The organism is Prevotella lacticifex (assembly GCF_019973375.1).
GTDB classification, from domain to species: Bacteria; Bacteroidota; Bacteroidia; order Bacteroidales; family Bacteroidaceae; genus Prevotella; species Prevotella lacticifex.
The window spans coordinates 1,793,349-1,810,693 of the sequence record NZ_BPTV01000001.1 but is presented as its reverse complement, the minus strand read 5'-3'; the positions used below and the strand labels follow the sequence as shown (position 1 = coordinate 1,810,693).

Below are 17,345 nucleotides of genomic sequence, written 5' to 3'. Positions count from 1 at the left end.
AATTTTAATGTGTGGCCTTCCACCACTTGGTCTTTTTCTTGATGTTCATTGCTGACGCATTCTCCGTCGGGTCGCTTGTGGAGATTCCTGAGAATGTTCTAACCTTGTAGCTGTAGCCCCCCTGATAGACGGTGTAGAGGCTTGGTGTAGTGAACTTGTATGGTACCAGACTCTTCAACTCATTGTAAACCTGCTGGTTACCAGTGGTGTCGCTCCCGCAAAGAGTGTTGATATACGCTCCCATATCATAGTAAACGTGCGACCGGAAGCCGTCGAGGGCCTGAATGGTGCTTAGGTCGTAGTCCCATCCTTCATACTTCTTGTTCAGTGCTTTCATAAGTTCAGCCATTTTGTCTGTCTTAGAGCAGTCGATTGCAGCAAGGGCTCCGTAGGGATAATCGTAGTTGGTGTAGAAAGCGCCAAAGGCATCGATGACTTTCGAATAGTCAACATTCGTTGACGACAGATATCTCCACACGGTAGAGTAGGGTAGTCCGATGTCCATAACCTCGCTCGTCGACGCTACCAGCCAATTGGTTGCGTTGCGCAGAGAATAGGCTGTCTCGATGCTTGCCATATAACAATCGTCGAAACAGACGTATTGCATCTTGCCGATTTTTGAGCTTGTTATGGCATCGGCAAGGGTGTCGACTTCCATCTGTGTAGCCGCGCTGGTGCCTCCGAAAGCCCGTGACTCAGCGGGCTGACTGCCTGCCGGTAGCCATCCATTGCCATGTGAGCCGATGAGCATTGAGTAGGTAGCCGTAGGCGAGTAGGCTGCTACCTTGTTGAGGAGCGTCCTAAGAGCGGCGGTTGTGGTTATGTAGCCATGAGGATATTCCTCTATTTTCCGAGTCGTTCCGTCGCCCTTGATCTCGAAGAGGGTACTGTGGACGGTTGTGTCGGCAAAGAGAACAATTGTCCGTGTGGCTTTGTCGCTGTTGCCTTTCTTCGTTTCAGTCTGAATATCGTGGATATTTTGCTGAATGACCTTTGTCAGACTTCCGTAAGAACTGCTCTGGCTGCCTGTCCACGGCATATATATAAACACGGTATTGGTGCAGTTGCGCTGCTCGCTGGGGTCGTCGGAATCGTCGCTGTGACATGAGGTTAACAACAGCGGAAACAGGCAACTCGCAAGGAACAGGCCTGCCGAAAGAAGCGTTCTCTTTGCTTTCCTGCTTGCTGAAACCGGCAAACGGAGGACCGAAATGATGCTTGTGGACATTCTCATAGTGCTATATCGTTTTCCCCCTTCTTCTCTCTCTTGCGAGGAAAAGAAGGGGGATGATTAATCTGATGCAGTCGTGACGCGGCTGTAGCGGCCACGGCTGTTAGTGATTATTGTACAAAAAATTACTTCTTTTTAAGCTCTTCGATGCTTGCCTTCAGAGCTGCAATCTTCTCTTCGGCATCGCTCTTCTTTTTACGCTCGCGCTCAACCACGGCTTCCGGGGCGTGGGCGACGAAGTTTTCGTTGGAGAGTTTTTTCTCAACGCCAGTGAGGAATCCTTCAAGATGCTTCAGCTCTTTCTCGGCTTTCTCTATTTCAGCCTTTACGTCAATAAGGTCGCCGACGGGAACAGCGAACTCGTCGACACCCACCATGAATGCGCTGGCATCGGCAGCTTTTTCGTCTACAACGCTGATATCCTTGAGGTTAGCAATCTTGACGATTACGCTGTTGAAGGCTTCGAAAGCATTCTGCTTGACGGCATCGAGCTCGAGCTGTACCTTCGGAGCAATGTTCTTCTGGTTGCGGACGGCTCGTACTCCGGCAACAACTTCCTTGACATTCTCGAAGGTGCTGACAAATTTTTCGTCGTCGGCATCTGGAGCGGCAATTTGAAGCTCTGCTTTCATGATGCTTTCGCCCTCGGCACGCTCATAAAGATGCTGCCACAACTCCTCAGTGATGAAGGGCATGAAGGGGTGAAGCATCTTCAACAGGGTGTCGAAGAATCCTAATGTAGCCTCGTAAGTGGCTTTGTCGATAGGCTGCTGCTGTCCGTCGACGTATGCTGGCTTCACCATCTCGAGGTACCAAGCCGAGAACTCGTCCCAGAAAAGACGGTAAACGGTCATCAGAGCCTCGGAGATGCGGTACTGCTTGAACTGCTCCTCAATTTCCTTGTTGACGACTTTCAGCTTTGCCTCAAACCATTTCACGGCAATCTTGTTAACCTCTGGCTGGGCTACATCAGCGGTGTGCCATCCCTGAACGAGACGGAAAGCGTTCCAAATCTTGTTGTTGAAGTTTCGTCCCTGCTCACAGAGACTCTCGTCGAAGAGGATATCGTTTCCGGCTGGAGCCGAAAGCATCATTCCCATGCGCACTCCGTCGGCACCATACTTATTGATAAGCATGATGGGGTCGGGCGAATTTCCGAGCGATTTACTCATCTTGCGGCCGAGCTTATCGCGCACAATACCAGTGAAATAGACGTGCTTGAATGGGAATGTGTGGCGGTACTCGTATCCGGCCATGATCATTCTTGCCACCCAGAAGAAAATAATGTCCGGGCCGGTAACCAAATCTGATGTCGGATAGTAATACTTAATGTCGGGATTGTCGGGATTATTGATTCCGTCGAACACCGAGATAGGCCACAGCCACGATGAGAACCATGTGTCGAGGCAGTCGCTCTCCTGCTCTAAGTCGGAGGCGGTGACATCGGCGTTCACTTTCTTTGCCATTTCAAGAGCCTTGGCTGCATCCTCGGCAACGACAAACTGACGGCGACCGTCCTTGTCGTTGAAGTAGTAGGCCGGTATGCGGTGACCCCACCAGAGCTGGCGGCTGATACACCAGTCCTTGATATTCTCAAGCCAGTGGCGGTATGTATTTTTGTATTTCTTGGGATAGAACTCTATCTCGTCGTTCATGACCGGGGGTAGAGCGATATCTGCGAAATGCTGCATCTTGAGAAACCACTGCGTAGAGAGCTTTGGCTCGATAGGCACATTGGTGCGCTCAGAGAATCCTACCTTATTGTCATAGTCCTCGACTTTCTCCATTAGAGCGGCATTCTCGAGGTCTATGGCAATCTGCTTACGCACGTCCATACGGTCCTGACCGACGTAGAGACCGGCGGCTTCGGATATTGTGCCATCGTCGTTGAAGATGTCGATAGTCTCCAAATGGTGCTTGAGACCGAGAGCATGGTCGTTGACGTCGTGAGCTGGTGTGACCTTCAGGCATCCGGTACCGAACTGAATATCAACGTATGAGTCCTCGATGACGGGAATAACGCGTCCCACCAACGGCACAATGACATGAAGGCCCTTGAGCCATGTGTTCTTCACATCCTCTGGATTGATGCACATTGCCGAGTCGCCCATGATGGTCTCCGGACGTGTTGTGGCCACAACGGCATAATAGCCCTTGTCGTCCTTGTGGATGATATTGCCCTCGTCCTTGCGGCTGACCTTTGGCTGGTCGGCCTCGCTGACGTAGTATTTGAGATAATAGAGCTTGGAATGCTCATCCTTATATATCACTTCCTCGTCGGAAAGGGCTGTCTGTGCTTTCGGGTCCCAGTTCACCATACGTGCGCCACGGTAGATATAGCCTTTGTTGTAGAGGTCGACAAACACCTTGATGACTCCCTTTGAGCGGGTCTCGTCCATAGTGAAGGCAGTGCGATCCCAGTCGCATGAGCATCCTAACTTACGGAGCTGCTTGAGGATAATGCCTCCGTGCTCGCGGGTCCAGTCCCATGCATGGTTGAGAAACTCCTCACGGCTGAGGTCGGTCTTTTTTATTCCTTGCTCGGCAAGCTTGCCGACGACTTTGGCCTCAGTGGCGATAGAGGCATGGTCGGTGCCCGGAACCCAACATGCGTTCTTGCCTTCCATACGGGCACGGCGAACAAGAATGTCCTGAATAGTATTGTTGAGCATGTGCCCCATGTGGAGTACTCCCGTCACGTTTGGTGGGGGAATGACGATAGTGTAAGGTTCACGTCCGTCCGGCTTCGAAGAGAACATCTTATGGTCGAGCCAGTACTGATACCATTTCGACTCCACTGCTTGTGGGTCATACTTGCTTGCTAATTCCATATCTTATGTAGTATATATACTATATTAGTTTCCAAAATCGTTGCAAAATTACAAAAAAAATATGTACTAAGAGGTTTAAAACCAAATAAAATAGTATCTTTGCACGTATGAAGCACACGAAAGACGATAAACTGAAGGCATTCGGCCGTTTGCTCGATGTTCAGCAGCGGCTACGCAACGAATGTCCATGGGATAGAAAACAGACGTTCAGCAGTCTCCGGGCGAATACTATAGAGGAGGTTTTTGAACTTGCTGATGCCCTGATGAACAACGATTATGCGGAGATCTGCAAGGAGCTCGGCGATGTCATGGAGCATGTGGTGCTCTATTCTATTATGGGTGAAGAAACGGGTGAGTTTGATATTGCTGATGTTTGTAATCATCAGAGTGACAAGCTGATGTTCCGTCACGACTTCATCGACTGGAGCTCTTCTACGGCTTCAGGCGAGGAGCCAATGTGGTATGTCACCGATTCTAACCTTACAATAAACGGCAAGGGACAAGTCGTATATAAGGATGAAACTGAGGATGACGCTGTCGATGTGCCTACAACGGCATCTGAAGTGGAGAGCTCGTGGGAAAAACGGAAGCAAAAGGAGCGTGATGGCAACAAGACGGTGCTTGCCGGGGTGCCGAAGGCTCTGCCATCAATGATAAAGGCTTACCGCATTCAGGAGAAAGCCCACAATGTGGGATTCGACTGGGATAAACCTGAGGATGTGTGGGGAAAAGTGATGGAGGAATACAATGAGCTACAGGCTGAACTGAAAAATGGGAATAAGGAAAAAGCCACAGGTGAACTCGGTGACCTTATCTTCTCTATTATCAACGCTGCAAGACTGTATCATCTTAATCCTGATGATGCCTTGGAGAGCACAAACAGTAAATTCATAAAGCGTTTCACATATATTGAACAGCAGGCGAAGAAGCAGGGACGGCAGATAGCCGACTTGTCACTCGCCGATATGGACAATCTATGGAATGAGGCAAAACAGAACGAGAAAACAAAAGAGTAGAATAAATATGAGAAAATTATCAATAATTGCTGCCTTTGTAGTGGCCGTAGCCGTAATCTTCGGCTGTAAACCATCGGCACAGAACAATGAGAAGGATGCTGAAACTGCTGATTCTACGGCAATGTCTGGCAGTGAAGAGCAGACAGATTCGACGATGTATGGAACTTACGTTGATGGCGGAATGAGTGCTTTTGATATGAAGTGCGACGATGACAGCGTTCGTAACTTCGTAATAGAGCAGGATTCTGGGGTCGTATTTGGCGGATTCGCCCAAGGCGACCAGTTGGCCGTCGACTACAAAAAGAACGGACTCGGAGAGAATATCGTTACGAAGGTCATAAATCTGACAACGCTCCAGGCTACATGGACAAGCCTCGACAGAAACTTCGAAATTCAGAAAGGTGGTACGGTGCAGTCACATCAGCAGGGCGAAAAACAGCCCTGGACAGCTTGGCGAATATTCAACGGAAAACTTGTCCTGAACAAAGATACGTTCGACATTGACCGTCTTGACGGAGATTCGCTGCTGCTCGAGAATCGAGATGGCATATATGCCTATGCCAGAGCTAAGTAGCAGAGTAGAGAATGGAACCTTTCAAAATTCATATCCTCGGATGTGGCAGCGCATTGCCTACGCTGCGGCATAATGCATCGTCGCAGATTGTTGAGATTCGGGGAAAGATGTTTATGGTGGATTGTGCCGAAGGTACACAGATGCAGCTGCGGCGCAGCAAAATAAACTTCCAGCGAATACAGGCCGTCTTTATCAGTCACATGCATGGCGATCACTGTTTTGGCCTCATTGGAATGATTTCCACCTTCGGGCTAATGGGACGTACTGCACCGCTCGATGTATATGCCACCAAGGAGCTGGGCCCCGTATTGGATATGCTGATGAAGTCGTTCTGCAACGACTATAGTTTTGAAGTGCGTTTCCATGCTATCGACACAAAGCAAAATGCAGTCATCTATGACGACCGCAGTCTGACGGTCGAGACCATACCTCTACAGCACAGAGTGCCTTGTTGTGGTTTTCTTTTCCGGGAAAAACCGACACTGCCGCATATCCGCCGCGATATGATCGACTATTTGGAAATTCCATTCAGCCAGATAAATAACATTAAGGCCGGTGCCGACTGGGTCACTCCTGATGGTAAGGTGATACCGAATAGCCGGCTGGTAACGCCATCTGACAATACGCGCAGCTATGCTTATTGTTCCGACACAAGATATATACCGGATTTATGGAAACTCGTTAATGGTGCGACCGTATTGTATCATGAAAGTACTTATGCCAGCGACTGTGAGGACCGTGCACGTACTTACTGGCACAGCACAGCACGTCAGGCTGCTATGGTAGCCCGGGATGCTAATGTGGGAAAGTTATTGCTTGGGCATTACAGCGCACGCTACAACGACGAAAGTAAAATTTTAGACGAGGCAAAGGCTGTATTCCCAAAATCTTTCCTCACCAATGAGGGTATGACGGTGTTTGTATAACTTGGTTCCGTGATACACTTCCGGCCTCTAAGTGCTTGATACATTGATGATTCCCTATGAGTTACATAAACTCTTTGGAATACCGAAAGAATATAAAAAAGGAGTCTCAATATTGAGGCTCCTTTTTGCTTAGTGGGTGTTTATTCTTCTGCAGGTTTCATGTTGGTGTAGACATTCTGCACATCATCGAAATCCTCGAGTTTCTCGACCATCTTGTCGATAGTCTCGCGCTGCTCAGGTGTGACATCCTTGAGGTCGGTAGGAATGCGTGTGAACTCAGCCGACTCAATCTCGAATCCCTTGTCCTCGAGGAATTTCTGAATGTCGCCGAAACTCTTAGGATCACCGTAGATGGTGATTTCGTCGTCGCCGGTATCCTCGTTGACTTCTTCGTCGAACTCGTCGTCCACTCCGTAGTCGATAAGGTCGAGGATGAGTTCATCCATGTCTGTATCGGCTTTTTTCTTGAAAGTGAACACGCACTTGTGGTCGAAGAGGAAACTCAACGAGCCCTGTGTGCCGAGGTTGCCGTTGAACTTGTTGAATACTGAGCGGACATCAGCCACTGTTCGTGTGGTGTTGTCGGTAAGCGTGTCAACAAAAATGGCAATCCCGTGCGGTCCATAGCCCTCGTAAGGAACCTCCTTGTACTCGCTCTGGTCTTTACCCATTGCGTTTTTGATAGCGCGCTGGATGTTGTCCTTAGGCATATTCTCGCGTTTGCAGGTAGCGATGATAGCACGCAGACGCGGGTTGTTCTCTGGTTCAGGACCACCGGCCTTCACGGCGATGGATATTTCCTTACCTAACTTTGTGAATGTGCGGGCCATGTGTCCCCATCTCTTCAGCTTCGTAGCTTTACGATATTCAAATGCTCTTCCCATAAAAATAGGCTTCTGCAAGTCTTGTCAGACTATCCCTCCGCTGTGGGCAGGAATAGTTTGAGTGCGACTTTGTTTTTATTGATGAATTATTATTTTGTTTATAAATATTCTCTTGTAGCCAATCAGCGCAGCTCAGCTCCGAGTTTTGTGGTGAGCTGATGTATCAGTTTCTTCATGATGGCGTCTATGGCCTTGTCGTTGAGGGTCTTATTCTCGTCCTGAAGAATGAAGTTGACCGCGTAGCTCTTCTTTCCGGCAGGGAGATTCTTGCCTGTGTAGACATCGAAGAGCTCTACCCGCTTGAGGAGTTTCTTCTCGGTCTGTCGCGCTATCTTCTCGATGTCGGCGAACTTCACGTTGTCGTCGATGAGCAGTGCGAGGTCGCGGCTGACGGCAGGATATTTGCTTAATTCCTTAAATTCGAGCTTTATCTTGTGCGACATCTTCATGAGTGCCTGCCAGTCGATGTCGGCGTAGAATACATGCTGGTCGATATCGAAATCCTTTAGAATCTTGTGGTTTACGATACCGAGCTCTGCTATTGTCTTGCCACCGTGGTTTTCGATAGTCAGTGCCTTGTCGAAGATGTTGTTGTCGGACGGTTCCTCAACAAGCATTTCCCTTGTTATACCAACACGACGGAAGATATTGTCGACATAGGCTTTCAGCTCGTAGAACGATGAGTCCTCGTCGGCATGTGCCCATGATCCCTCAACGCGCTTTCCTGTCACCCACAGAGCCATGTGATAGTCTTGGGCGTAAGCCTTGATAGGCGATTCGGGGGTATGTTTCTCAGCATTGAACCAATAGCAGTTGCCAACCTCGAAGAACTTGAGATTCTTGGCCTTGCGGTTGATATTGCGGACGATGCTCTCGAGTCCTCCGAAGAGGAGCGTCTGGCGCATGACACCAAGGTCGGCTGATAATGGGTTCATTACCTTCACGGTCTTGTCCCATGTGTACTTGTTGAGTTCGTTTTTCTCGTAGTATGATGTCTTAGTGAGTGAATTGTTGAGAATCTCGTTAAATCCCTCGCCAACAAGCTGTTCGCTGACGATATTCTCACGCTTATAGTCCTTGTCGGCATCACCTGCAATGGTCAACGATGACTTCAGCTCAGAAGGTATCTCCACATTATTATATCCGTAGATACGGAGAATATCCTCCACCACGTCGCATGGACGCTGAACGTCGACACGGTAGGCCGGAACAAGCAGATCGATGCCTTCCTCGTCCTCTTTCGTAATTTTCATTTCAAGGCTTTCGGCAATGGCTTTTATTGTATCATGGCCGAGTTGCTTGCCAATGAGCCGGTCGCAATACTCGTAGTTCAGTCGAACGGGGAAGTCGTTCATCTTTGTTGGATACTCATCACGAATCTCCATCGATACTTTTCCTCCTGCAAGTTCCTGACAGAGGATTGCGGCTTGTTTCAGGGCGTAGATGGTTCCGTTAGGATCGACACCGCGCTCGAAACGGAAGCTTGCATCGGTTGACAGTCCGTGGCGCCGTGCGCTCTTTCTTATCCATGTGGGATGGAAGTAGGCACTTTCGAGCACGACGTTCTTTGTAGTTTCGTATGTGCCGGATCCTTTACCTCCGAATACTCCTGCTATGCACATCGGCTCTTCCTCGTTGCATATTGCGAGGTCGTGCTGGCCGAGGGTGTGCTCTACGCCGTCGAGCGTAACAAATTTCTTTCCCTCGTTCTTGTCCTTGACAATGATGTGATGACCCGTAACCATGTCGGCATCGAAACAATGCATTGGCTGTCCATAAGCCATCATAATGTAGTTCGTTATGTCAACAATGTTGTTTATTGGGCGCAATCCGATGACGTTCAGCTTGTCTTTCAGCCACTGCGGGCTTTCCTTCACCTCGCAGTCCTTGATGCTCAGACAAGCATAGCGACGGCAAGCATCTGTGTTCTCAATGGTCACGTCAATGGGCATGTCATGATTGTCGACGTGGAACTTTGAGCAGTCGGGACGGTGCAATGTAGATGGTTTGCCGTGGCGCATGAGCCAAGCGTTGAGGTCGCGTGCTACGCCATAGTGGCTGAGCGCATCGGCGCGGTTGGCTGTGATGTCGATGTCGATCACCCAGTCGCTTTCGAGATGATAGTATTCAGCGGCAGGCTGTCCCACCGGAGCGTCGTCGGGGAGAACGATGATTCCCGCGTGATCGGTGCCGACACCTATCTCGTCCTCAGCGCAAATCATGCCGAAGGAGTCGACACCGCGCAGACGTGACTTCTTGATAGTGAATTCCTTATCGCCGTCGTAGAGCACGCAGCCAAGGTCGGCAACGATGACTTTCTGTCCTGCTGCTACATTGGGAGCACCGCAAACGATTTGCTGTGGTTCGCCTTTGCCCAGGTCTACAGTTGTAACATGCAGATGGTCTGAATTAGGGTGGGGCTCACATGTAAGGACTTTTCCAACGAAAAGCCCTTTGAGTCCACCGCGGATAGTTTCTACTTCGTCTAAAGAGTCAACTTCAAGTCCTGTTGATGTCAGCGCGTCCGCTGTCTCTTGAGGTGTGAGGTCGAAATCGACGTATTCCTTAAGCCACTTGTAAGATATCTTCATTATATGTAAATTATTTCTTTTAAAAGCATTTGCAAAGGTACTGCTTTTCTTGAAAAGTCCAAAGATTAAGATTGAGTTTTTTGCATAAGAAGTATTTAGAAGGTGCCAGAACAGTGCAACAGGTTAATAAAATCAGGCCATGGACTACAGCTCTTTAGTCAAATTTCCGACTGACATGGCATGATTTATTGCATAATCTCCGTCTTTTCGCGGGAATTCTTTGGACGCAGAGATTAATCTACAGCACTGCCTTTCCGTAATCCTTCTTATGGTTTGAAAAGGGCAAAGCGAAAATAAGCCGATGCTGAAATATATTTACATCATTCTGAAACGTATCATTTCGGCTTGCGAAACGGTCCATTTCAGCTTGCGAAACGGACCGTTTTGCGTCCTAAAACGGACCGTTTTGCATTGTCAAATGATATGTATTAGTAACTCGTTGATTATCAACGCTATACAAAGATGGAGCGGAATGTGACGCATTATGAATTACTTTTACATACTATTGACGGCATTCTCTTACCAATCTGTGCTTCTTGATAATGTCAAAATATTGTATGATGAAATAACAAACAAGCCGTACACCGGACTCTTTTCGAGTCGTGGCGCGCGGCTTGCTGCTAATATTCTATCAGTTCTTTATTCCTTGCATGAGGAGCATGGGGCCCATGGCTTGAGCTCCTTGAAGAAGTCGTGGCCCTTATCGTCGACGAGGATGAAGGCAGGGAAGTCCTTGACAGTAATCTTCCATATTGCCTCCATACCGAGTTCGGGATATTCGACACATTCGATGCTTGTTATGCACTCTTTCGAAAGGACTGCTGCTATGCCTCCGATGGTACCGAGGTAGAAGCCTCCATGTTTCTTGCAAGCGTCGGTGACGACCTGCGTGCGGTTGCCCTTGGCAATCATTACGAGTGAGCCTCCGTGGTCCTGGAATTCGTCAACGTATGGATCCATGCGGTTTGCCGTTGTCGGACCCATAGAACCGCAAGGATATCCCTCCGGAGTCTTGGCCGGTCCTGCATAGAGTATAGGATGATCCTTGAAGTACTGCGGCAGGTCCTCGCCGGCATCGAGACGTGCCTTCAGCTTTGCGTGGGCAATGTCGCGAGCCACGATGATAGTTCCGTTAAGGCTGACGCGTGTTGAAACCGGATATTTGGTGAGCTCAGCACGGACGGCATCAATGCCTTTGTCGAGGTCAATGACGATGCCTTTGCCGCCTTCTCCCGGCTTTCTGTATTCCTCTGGGATAAGCTCGCCGGGGTTATCGTCCATCTTCTCGACCCATATTCCGTCCTTGTTTATCTTTGCCTTGATGTTTCTGTCGGCCGAGCAGCTTACTCCCATTCCTATCGGACAGCTGGCTCCGTGGCGTGGCAAGCGGATGACGCGGATGTCGTGCGCCAAATACTTGCCTCCGAACTGTGCGCCGAGTCCAATCTTGTGTGCCTCTTCGAGCAACTTGGCCTCAAGGTCGAGGTCGCGGAAAGCGCGTCCGGTCTCGTCGCCTGTGGTAGGCAGATTGTCGTAGTATTTAATGCTTCCGAGTTTCACGGTGAGCAGGTTCTTCTCGGCAGAGGTGCCTCCGATGACGAAGCAGATGTGGTATGGAGGACAAGCAGCTGTTCCCAGACTCTTCATTTTCTCGACGAGGAAAGGAAGAAGTGTGCCTTCGTTTTGGATTGTTGCCTTCGTCATGGGGTAGAAATATGTCTTGTTGGCAGAGCCGCCACCCTTGGCCACCATGACGAAACGATACTCAGCCCCCTCTGTAGCCTCGATGTCAATCTGGGCAGGAAGGTTGCAGCGAGTGTTCACCTCGTCATACATGTTCAGCGGAGCGTTCTGCGAGTAGCGCAGGTTGTCCTGTGTGTAGGTGTTGAACACGCCTAACGACAGAGCCTCCTCGTCATCGAATCCTGTCCAGACTTGCTGTCCTTTCTCACCGTGGATAATAGCTGTACCGGTATCCTGGCAGAAGGGGAGGATGCCTTTGACGGCAGTCTCGGCATTGCGGAGGAACTGGAGGGCCACATACTTGTCGTTCTCTGATGCTTCGGGGTCCTTGAGGATAGCGGCTACCTGCTTGTTGTGGGCACGGCGGAGCATGAACTCACAGTCGTGGAAAGCCTGCTGGGCCAGAAGAGTAAGTGCCTCCTTAGAGACCTTCAGGATTTCCTTGCCTTCAAAATTACCGACGCTGACACCTTCCTTTGAGATAAGGCGGTACTCGGTATCGTCCTTTCCGGTCTGGAACATGGGCGCATACTTGAATTCAACTTTGTTACTCATTGTCTTTGATTTTATGGTGTTATAATAATATTCTATTGAAATTATGTCTTTATTCCGTGACAGCTATCGAGAGAATATAGTATCTGTCGGGTGTCTCACTTCATGAAAACTGATGACTAATATCCGAAGATGTCCTCTGTCGACAGTTTCGTTATAGGTGCAATCTTCTGCAAGCTCTTCATGTCGAGATTCTCTTCTTTGCCGAGAATGACGTATTTATATGTCTTGTCGGCAATGTTCTCCTTGGCGAATTTGATGACATCACTGAGCTGCATCGATGGTAGGGCATCGTAGACGATTTTTCGTGTGTCGACGTCAATGCCTAATTTCTTGGCTTCCATGTACCGCTCAAGAACTGCAAACTTGGTAGTGCGGGCCGAGGCCAGCGACTTTTGGAGACTCTGTTTGGCGAGATTGAATCCAGCCTCACGCTCTGGTGTGTTGTTCAGCAGACTGTTGAACTCTGTAATGCAGTCCATCATTTTGTCGCTCTGGCATATAATGAATGTCATGAAATGCTCGCTGTCGCTGAGTTTTGTGGGGGTATAATATCTCGCTCCGGCCGAATAAGCCAATCCGCGGGCCTCACGTAGCTCCTGAAAGACTATGGCATTCATGCCCGAACCGAAGTATTGGTTGAAGAGGGCGACTATCGGCAGACGGCTGATGGAGAACGGGTGCTGCTCGTTGAAGTATTGAACCATGTAGATGTTTGGTGCGTCGTAGGGTGCAAGAAGTACCTCTTTCTTATCTGTTGTTTCCCGCTTGAAAGGCTTGGCTGCGGGCATCGGCGCGAAATGCTTTGGCGTTTTAACTGTCTTTCCGATAAGCGCGCTCACATCATTTAATGTCGATGGTCCGTAGTAAAGCACTGTCTGCTTGTAGTTTGGCAGACTCTTTATCAAGTCGAGAAGCGACTGTGAATCTGTATTTTTCAGCGTTTCTTCCGATGGTATGCTCCTCATGGGGTTGTAAGATCCGTAAACGGCATAGCTCTCCAGCCTGTTGAAGTTTTCGTCCTGGTCAGATTTCGAATCGGCGCGGCTTTTCATTATCTGTCCCAAATACTTTGTATATGCATCCTTGTCCGGCTTGGCGTTCATCATTAAGTCGTTCAGGAGCCTCAGTGCCTGGGGCATATTGGAGTTGAGACCCGTAAGAGTTATGGTCGTTTCGTCGACATCCTCACTGATGTAGTAGTCGCAAGCGAGCTCGTAGAACTGCTGTTTTATCTCCTCTGCCGTCATCTTGCTGGTACCGAGATAGTTGAGATAGCCGGCGGCATAGCTTATAAGCGGATTGCTTTCGGCTCCGAACGGAATACGGAAAGATAGGGTGAAGAGGTCGTTGTCGGTATTCTGCTTGTATACTATTGGCAAGCCCTTGCCCGTTGTTGATGCCGTCAGGTCCTTCTTGAAGTCAACAAACGATGGCTGGATCGGTGTAGGCTTGGCACTGACAACAGCCTCGAGAAATTCGCTGTGCTTGTCGTTATTTGTCGGAATGGGGGTTATATGGGGCTTCTCCACCTTCTTCAGCGTGGTGTCATTGCCCTGAATCTTGAATACACAGGCATAGCCGTCGGTAAAATACCGGTTGGCGAAGGCAACGATGTCGCTTTTCGTTATCTTCTCCATACGCGCGATCTTGTTCACTTGCTGCCGCCAGTCGATTTCGTTGATGAAAGCATTGACGAAAGCATCGGCGCGGAAGTCGTTGTGGTCAAGTTGCTCATAGTAGTGGCGTTTGTAATTGTTCATGACCGCTTTGATGAGCTTTTCGTCGAAATCGCCTTTCTTTAGCTTGTCTATATCGTTGAGTATCAGATGCCTGACGTTGTCAAGGGTCTGACCTTCTTTAGGCATCGCCATTATGAGGTAGAACGAATAATCGTGCATGGGCTCAAAGTACGTGCGCACATCCTGAATCTTCATCTTCTGGATAAGGTCGAGATCGAAGAGCCCGGCATTGCCGTTCCAGAGCATATTATTGATTATATCGAGGGTGTCGCCCTGCAGAGTATTGCCGCGGTCGAACCGCCATCCCATCATCAGACGTTCCGATTCTTGTCCTATGACGGTAGTGTCCTGAGGCGTAGTAAATACCGGTTGTGGTGCGTATTGCGGCACGTCAATGGCTCCATAGCCCTTCCATGAACCGAAATATTTATTGATTGTGGCCACGGTCTTGTCGTAATCCAAGTCGCCCGACATACATATTGCGATATTATTCGGCTCGTAATATTTGTGGAAGTAGTTTTTGATGTTGGTTATCGACGGATTCTTGAGATGCTCCTGGGTACCAATTGTCGATTGAGTGCCGTAAGGATGTGAGGGACAGAGCTTTTTAAGGAAAGCGGTGTATGTCTTTGTTCCGTCGGATGCCATATTAATATTGTACTCCTCGTAGACAGCCTCCAACTCGGTGTGGAATCCGCGGATGACCATATTCTGGAATCTGTCGCCCTGCACTTTGGCCCATGTGTCAATCTCGTTCGATGGGATATTCTCCTCATAGCAGGTAACATCGTTGGATGTATACGCGTTGGAGCCTTCGGAACCTATTGCCGACATCATTTTGTCGTATTCGTTCGGTATATTATATTTGGCTGCCAATTGCGATATCGAATCTATTTGCTGATAGTAAGCCTTACGTGCAGCGGGGTCCTTTATGGTGCGGTAAACCTCAAATCTGTGCTCGATGGAGTCGAGCAGAGGCTGCTCTGCTTTAAGGTTCGACGTACCGAAATGTGTTGTTCCCTTGAACATGAGGTGCTCAAGGTAGTGCGCAAGTCCGGTAGTCTCGTGCGGATCGTTGCGTGATCCCGTTCTAACGGCGATATATGTCTGTATTCTTGGCTTTTCGGTGTTGCGGCTGAGGTAAATCTTCAAGCCGTTATCGAGAGTGTAAATGCGTGCTCCAATAGGGTCGTTGGCCACGGTTTCGTATTTGAAAGTCTGTGCCAGAGCCGTTGCGGTCACCGTCAGCAACAGGGCAATAATGAGCGATTTTTTCGGCAGGTTCATTGTTCTCTTGTTCTATTCGTTGTTTTTGTTGATTTTATCTTTTATGATTTCCGGTAGTCTGATTACTCCTCCTGACTCGGAATCTTGGCTAAGAAGCCGTCAAGAGTATCCCTCGGTACGTCGCCGAGTCGGAATTCCTTCTCAGCATCGGCCTTTATTGCGGCAAGCCATTCAGCGTGGGCTGCGCTGCTGTCGGCATCTATCCGTTTTTCATCGTCCTCGGTAATGGATTTTATTCCATAGTACTCTAAAATCATTCTGTAGGCCCAAGCCCATTCATATCGCGAATAGTTGGCTTCTATCTCCTTGAAACGGTCAATTACATCGTCGATAGTCTCGATGTTGCCTTCCTTGATATCGTCGCTAAGCCGTTGCTCCTCAGCCAATGGCAGCAGCTGTCCGGCGAGGTCTTCCCATCTGCCGAGCCCCGTCTGCCATGTGGGTTTACCGTCGAATCCGTTCTTCTTGGCCTTTTCCATCACTTCGCCCATGAACATCTTCAGTGCCAAATCGTAGTAGTGGAGACCGTGCTTCAGCGATGATGCTTTTATGCACATGCCGTGGTAGTGGTATTCGGCGACATCATCACCATTGACTTTCACGATGTTTTCAAGAATTTTCTTGCCCCGGAGAATCTCGCCAACGGTCATCGGCGACAGCCAGTCGAAGTCGATGATACTCTTCTGGTTGTCCTCGGAGCGCATATCGCGCTGAGGCCATTTCTTTATGTCGCGGTATAATCCTACTGTTACGATGTTGTGGCCTGGAACGAGCCATGTGCTTCCGTTCTCCCCAATGATATATGAGAAAGGCAGTCCCTTGGTGTTGGGGTGCCCTGCAAGTTTTCCCATTACCACCGTGAATGCGCCAATCTGTGCCGGCCACAGCAGATGCGTGCCACTTGCCGTCTTCGAGCCGCGCTCCAAGGTGCCCCAGTGGATTGGCCCCATTTTGTAAGCGTGGTTTGAGAAATTCGTTGCCGAGCCCGCGTTATAGAATGAATATTCGCCCCCGATGAGCAGCGAACTCTTATGATGTGAGGCGCAGAACGGCCCGCAGAAAGCGGCACACGCTTCTCCGTTCGACATGAATGTGTTGGCAAAGAATACGCTTTGGCTTGCCGTGAATCCGCTTGTCAGCTGACAGGCCTCACCCACAAAACAGTCCTGAAGCCGTGCACCGTCGGTTATCGACGATCCGTCGGCAACTATTGAGTTCTCGATAATGGTGTTAGAACCAATGAAAACGCTTGAGTTGCGGTTGCTTTTTATCGTACAGTCGCTGAGCCGAGTAGCTCCACTTATCTCACATCCGTCTTCTATCACCGAATTTACTATCTCTACCGTGTTGACAATCTTCACATTGCTGCCAATGCATCCGCGGTCGGGCTGCGTGCGGACGACCTCCTCGTTGATGAGGCGGATGACAGCGTGCCGCAGGTCGGCATCATCGGAATGGCGGACCATAAATGCTGCTAACTGACTGTTGAGGTCGCGGAAGACCATGATGTTGCCATTGCCGGCCTCGTCGAGCACCGATATGACATTGCCGTTGCCGTAGCTGGCTCCTTCTGTGGTCTCCACGGTGGCTACGTTGGCTATATAGCATTCATCACCGATGGTATAGTCGTTGATGTAGTTGCCTATGTGCTTGATTAGACAGTCGTTACCGACGGTGACATTCCTTAGCGTAGCATCGTCGATACCCGAATGACAGAAAAATCCTTTCGTTATCTCAATGCTCTTCCGTGTAGCTCCTAATAGGACATTGCCGTAAAAACTGACCCGATGAATGAATTTCGGGTCGAATCCTTCGGCGCTCACCATCACTCCGTTCCAGTCCTCAGCCTTGCAGCCGTTGCTCTCGAGTGTGGCCGTCTCTTCAGGCGTCAGATGCCGGTAGTTAATCTCTGTCGTGTTCACTCCGAAGGAATTATCCTCCGGATTTTGATTTGGGTAAGACGATATT

The 17,345-nt window shown here is 49.3% G+C and carries 10 protein-coding genes; 3 read left to right on the top strand and 7 right to left on the bottom strand.

Annotated elements, in window-relative coordinates; all coding sequences use genetic code 11:
• Positions 1–4: 4 nt before the first annotated feature.
• Positions 5–1,117, bottom strand: a complete 1,113-nt coding sequence (locus LDN30_RS07100; RefSeq protein ID WP_223929093.1) for a clostripain-related cysteine peptidase — start codon at positions 1,115–1,117, stop codon at positions 5–7.
• A gap of 239 nt (positions 1,118–1,356) precedes the next feature.
• The gene (locus LDN30_RS07095; RefSeq protein WP_223926042.1) at positions 1,357–4,062 is read right to left on the bottom strand and encodes a valine--tRNA ligase; all 2,706 of its coding nucleotides are present in this window, start codon (positions 4,060–4,062) and stop codon (positions 1,357–1,359) included.
• A 107-nt stretch (positions 4,063–4,169) separates the two neighbouring features.
• On the opposite strand from LDN30_RS07095, the gene mazG reads away from it, so the two are divergent.
• Genes mazG through LDN30_RS07080 form a run of 3 tightly spaced genes read left to right on the top strand, consistent with a single transcriptional unit; the run spans position 4,170 to position 6,578 of the window.
• Positions 4,170–5,078, top strand: coding sequence for a nucleoside triphosphate pyrophosphohydrolase (gene mazG, locus LDN30_RS07090; protein WP_223929092.1), 909 nt, complete (start codon positions 4,170–4,172; stop codon positions 5,076–5,078).
• Between the two features lie 7 nt (positions 5,079–5,085).
• Positions 5,086–5,652 carry a lipocalin-like domain-containing protein gene (locus LDN30_RS07085; RefSeq protein ID WP_223929091.1) on the top strand — a complete coding sequence of 189 codons (567 nt, stop codon included), beginning with the start codon at positions 5,086–5,088 and terminating at the stop codon, positions 5,650–5,652.
• An 11-nt stretch (positions 5,653–5,663) separates the two neighbouring features.
• Complete coding sequence (locus LDN30_RS07080; RefSeq protein ID WP_223929090.1) at positions 5,664–6,578, top strand: ribonuclease Z; 915 nt, start codon at positions 5,664–5,666, stop codon at positions 6,576–6,578.
• A 140-nt stretch (positions 6,579–6,718) separates the two neighbouring features.
• On the opposite strand, the gene LDN30_RS07075 is transcribed toward LDN30_RS07080, so the two are convergent.
• The 5 genes from LDN30_RS07075 to LDN30_RS07055 form a co-directional block, all read right to left on the bottom strand.
• Positions 6,719–7,462 carry a YebC/PmpR family DNA-binding transcriptional regulator gene (locus LDN30_RS07075; RefSeq protein ID WP_223926038.1) on the bottom strand — a complete coding sequence of 248 codons (744 nt, stop codon included), beginning with the start codon at positions 7,460–7,462 and terminating at the stop codon, positions 6,719–6,721.
• Between the two features lie 122 nt (positions 7,463–7,584).
• Complete coding sequence (gene pheT / locus LDN30_RS07070; protein ID WP_223929089.1) at positions 7,585–10,053, bottom strand: phenylalanine--tRNA ligase subunit beta; 2,469 nt, start codon at positions 10,051–10,053, stop codon at positions 7,585–7,587.
• 639 nt (positions 10,054–10,692) lie between these two features.
• Positions 10,693–12,351: a fumarate hydratase gene (locus LDN30_RS07065; protein ID WP_223929088.1), complete on the bottom strand. Its 1,659-nt coding sequence runs from the start codon at positions 12,349–12,351 to the stop codon at positions 10,693–10,695.
• Positions 12,352–12,467: 116 nt separating this feature from the next.
• Positions 12,468–15,377 carry a M16 family metallopeptidase gene (locus tag LDN30_RS07060; protein ID WP_223926035.1) on the bottom strand — a complete coding sequence of 970 codons (2,910 nt, stop codon included), beginning with the start codon at positions 15,375–15,377 and terminating at the stop codon, positions 12,468–12,470.
• Between the two features lie 62 nt (positions 15,378–15,439).
• Positions 15,440–17,284 (bottom strand): DUF4954 family protein, encoded by a 1,845-nt coding sequence (locus LDN30_RS07055; RefSeq protein WP_223926948.1) that lies wholly within the window; start codon positions 17,282–17,284, stop codon positions 15,440–15,442.
• Positions 17,285–17,345 lie beyond the last annotated feature (61 nt).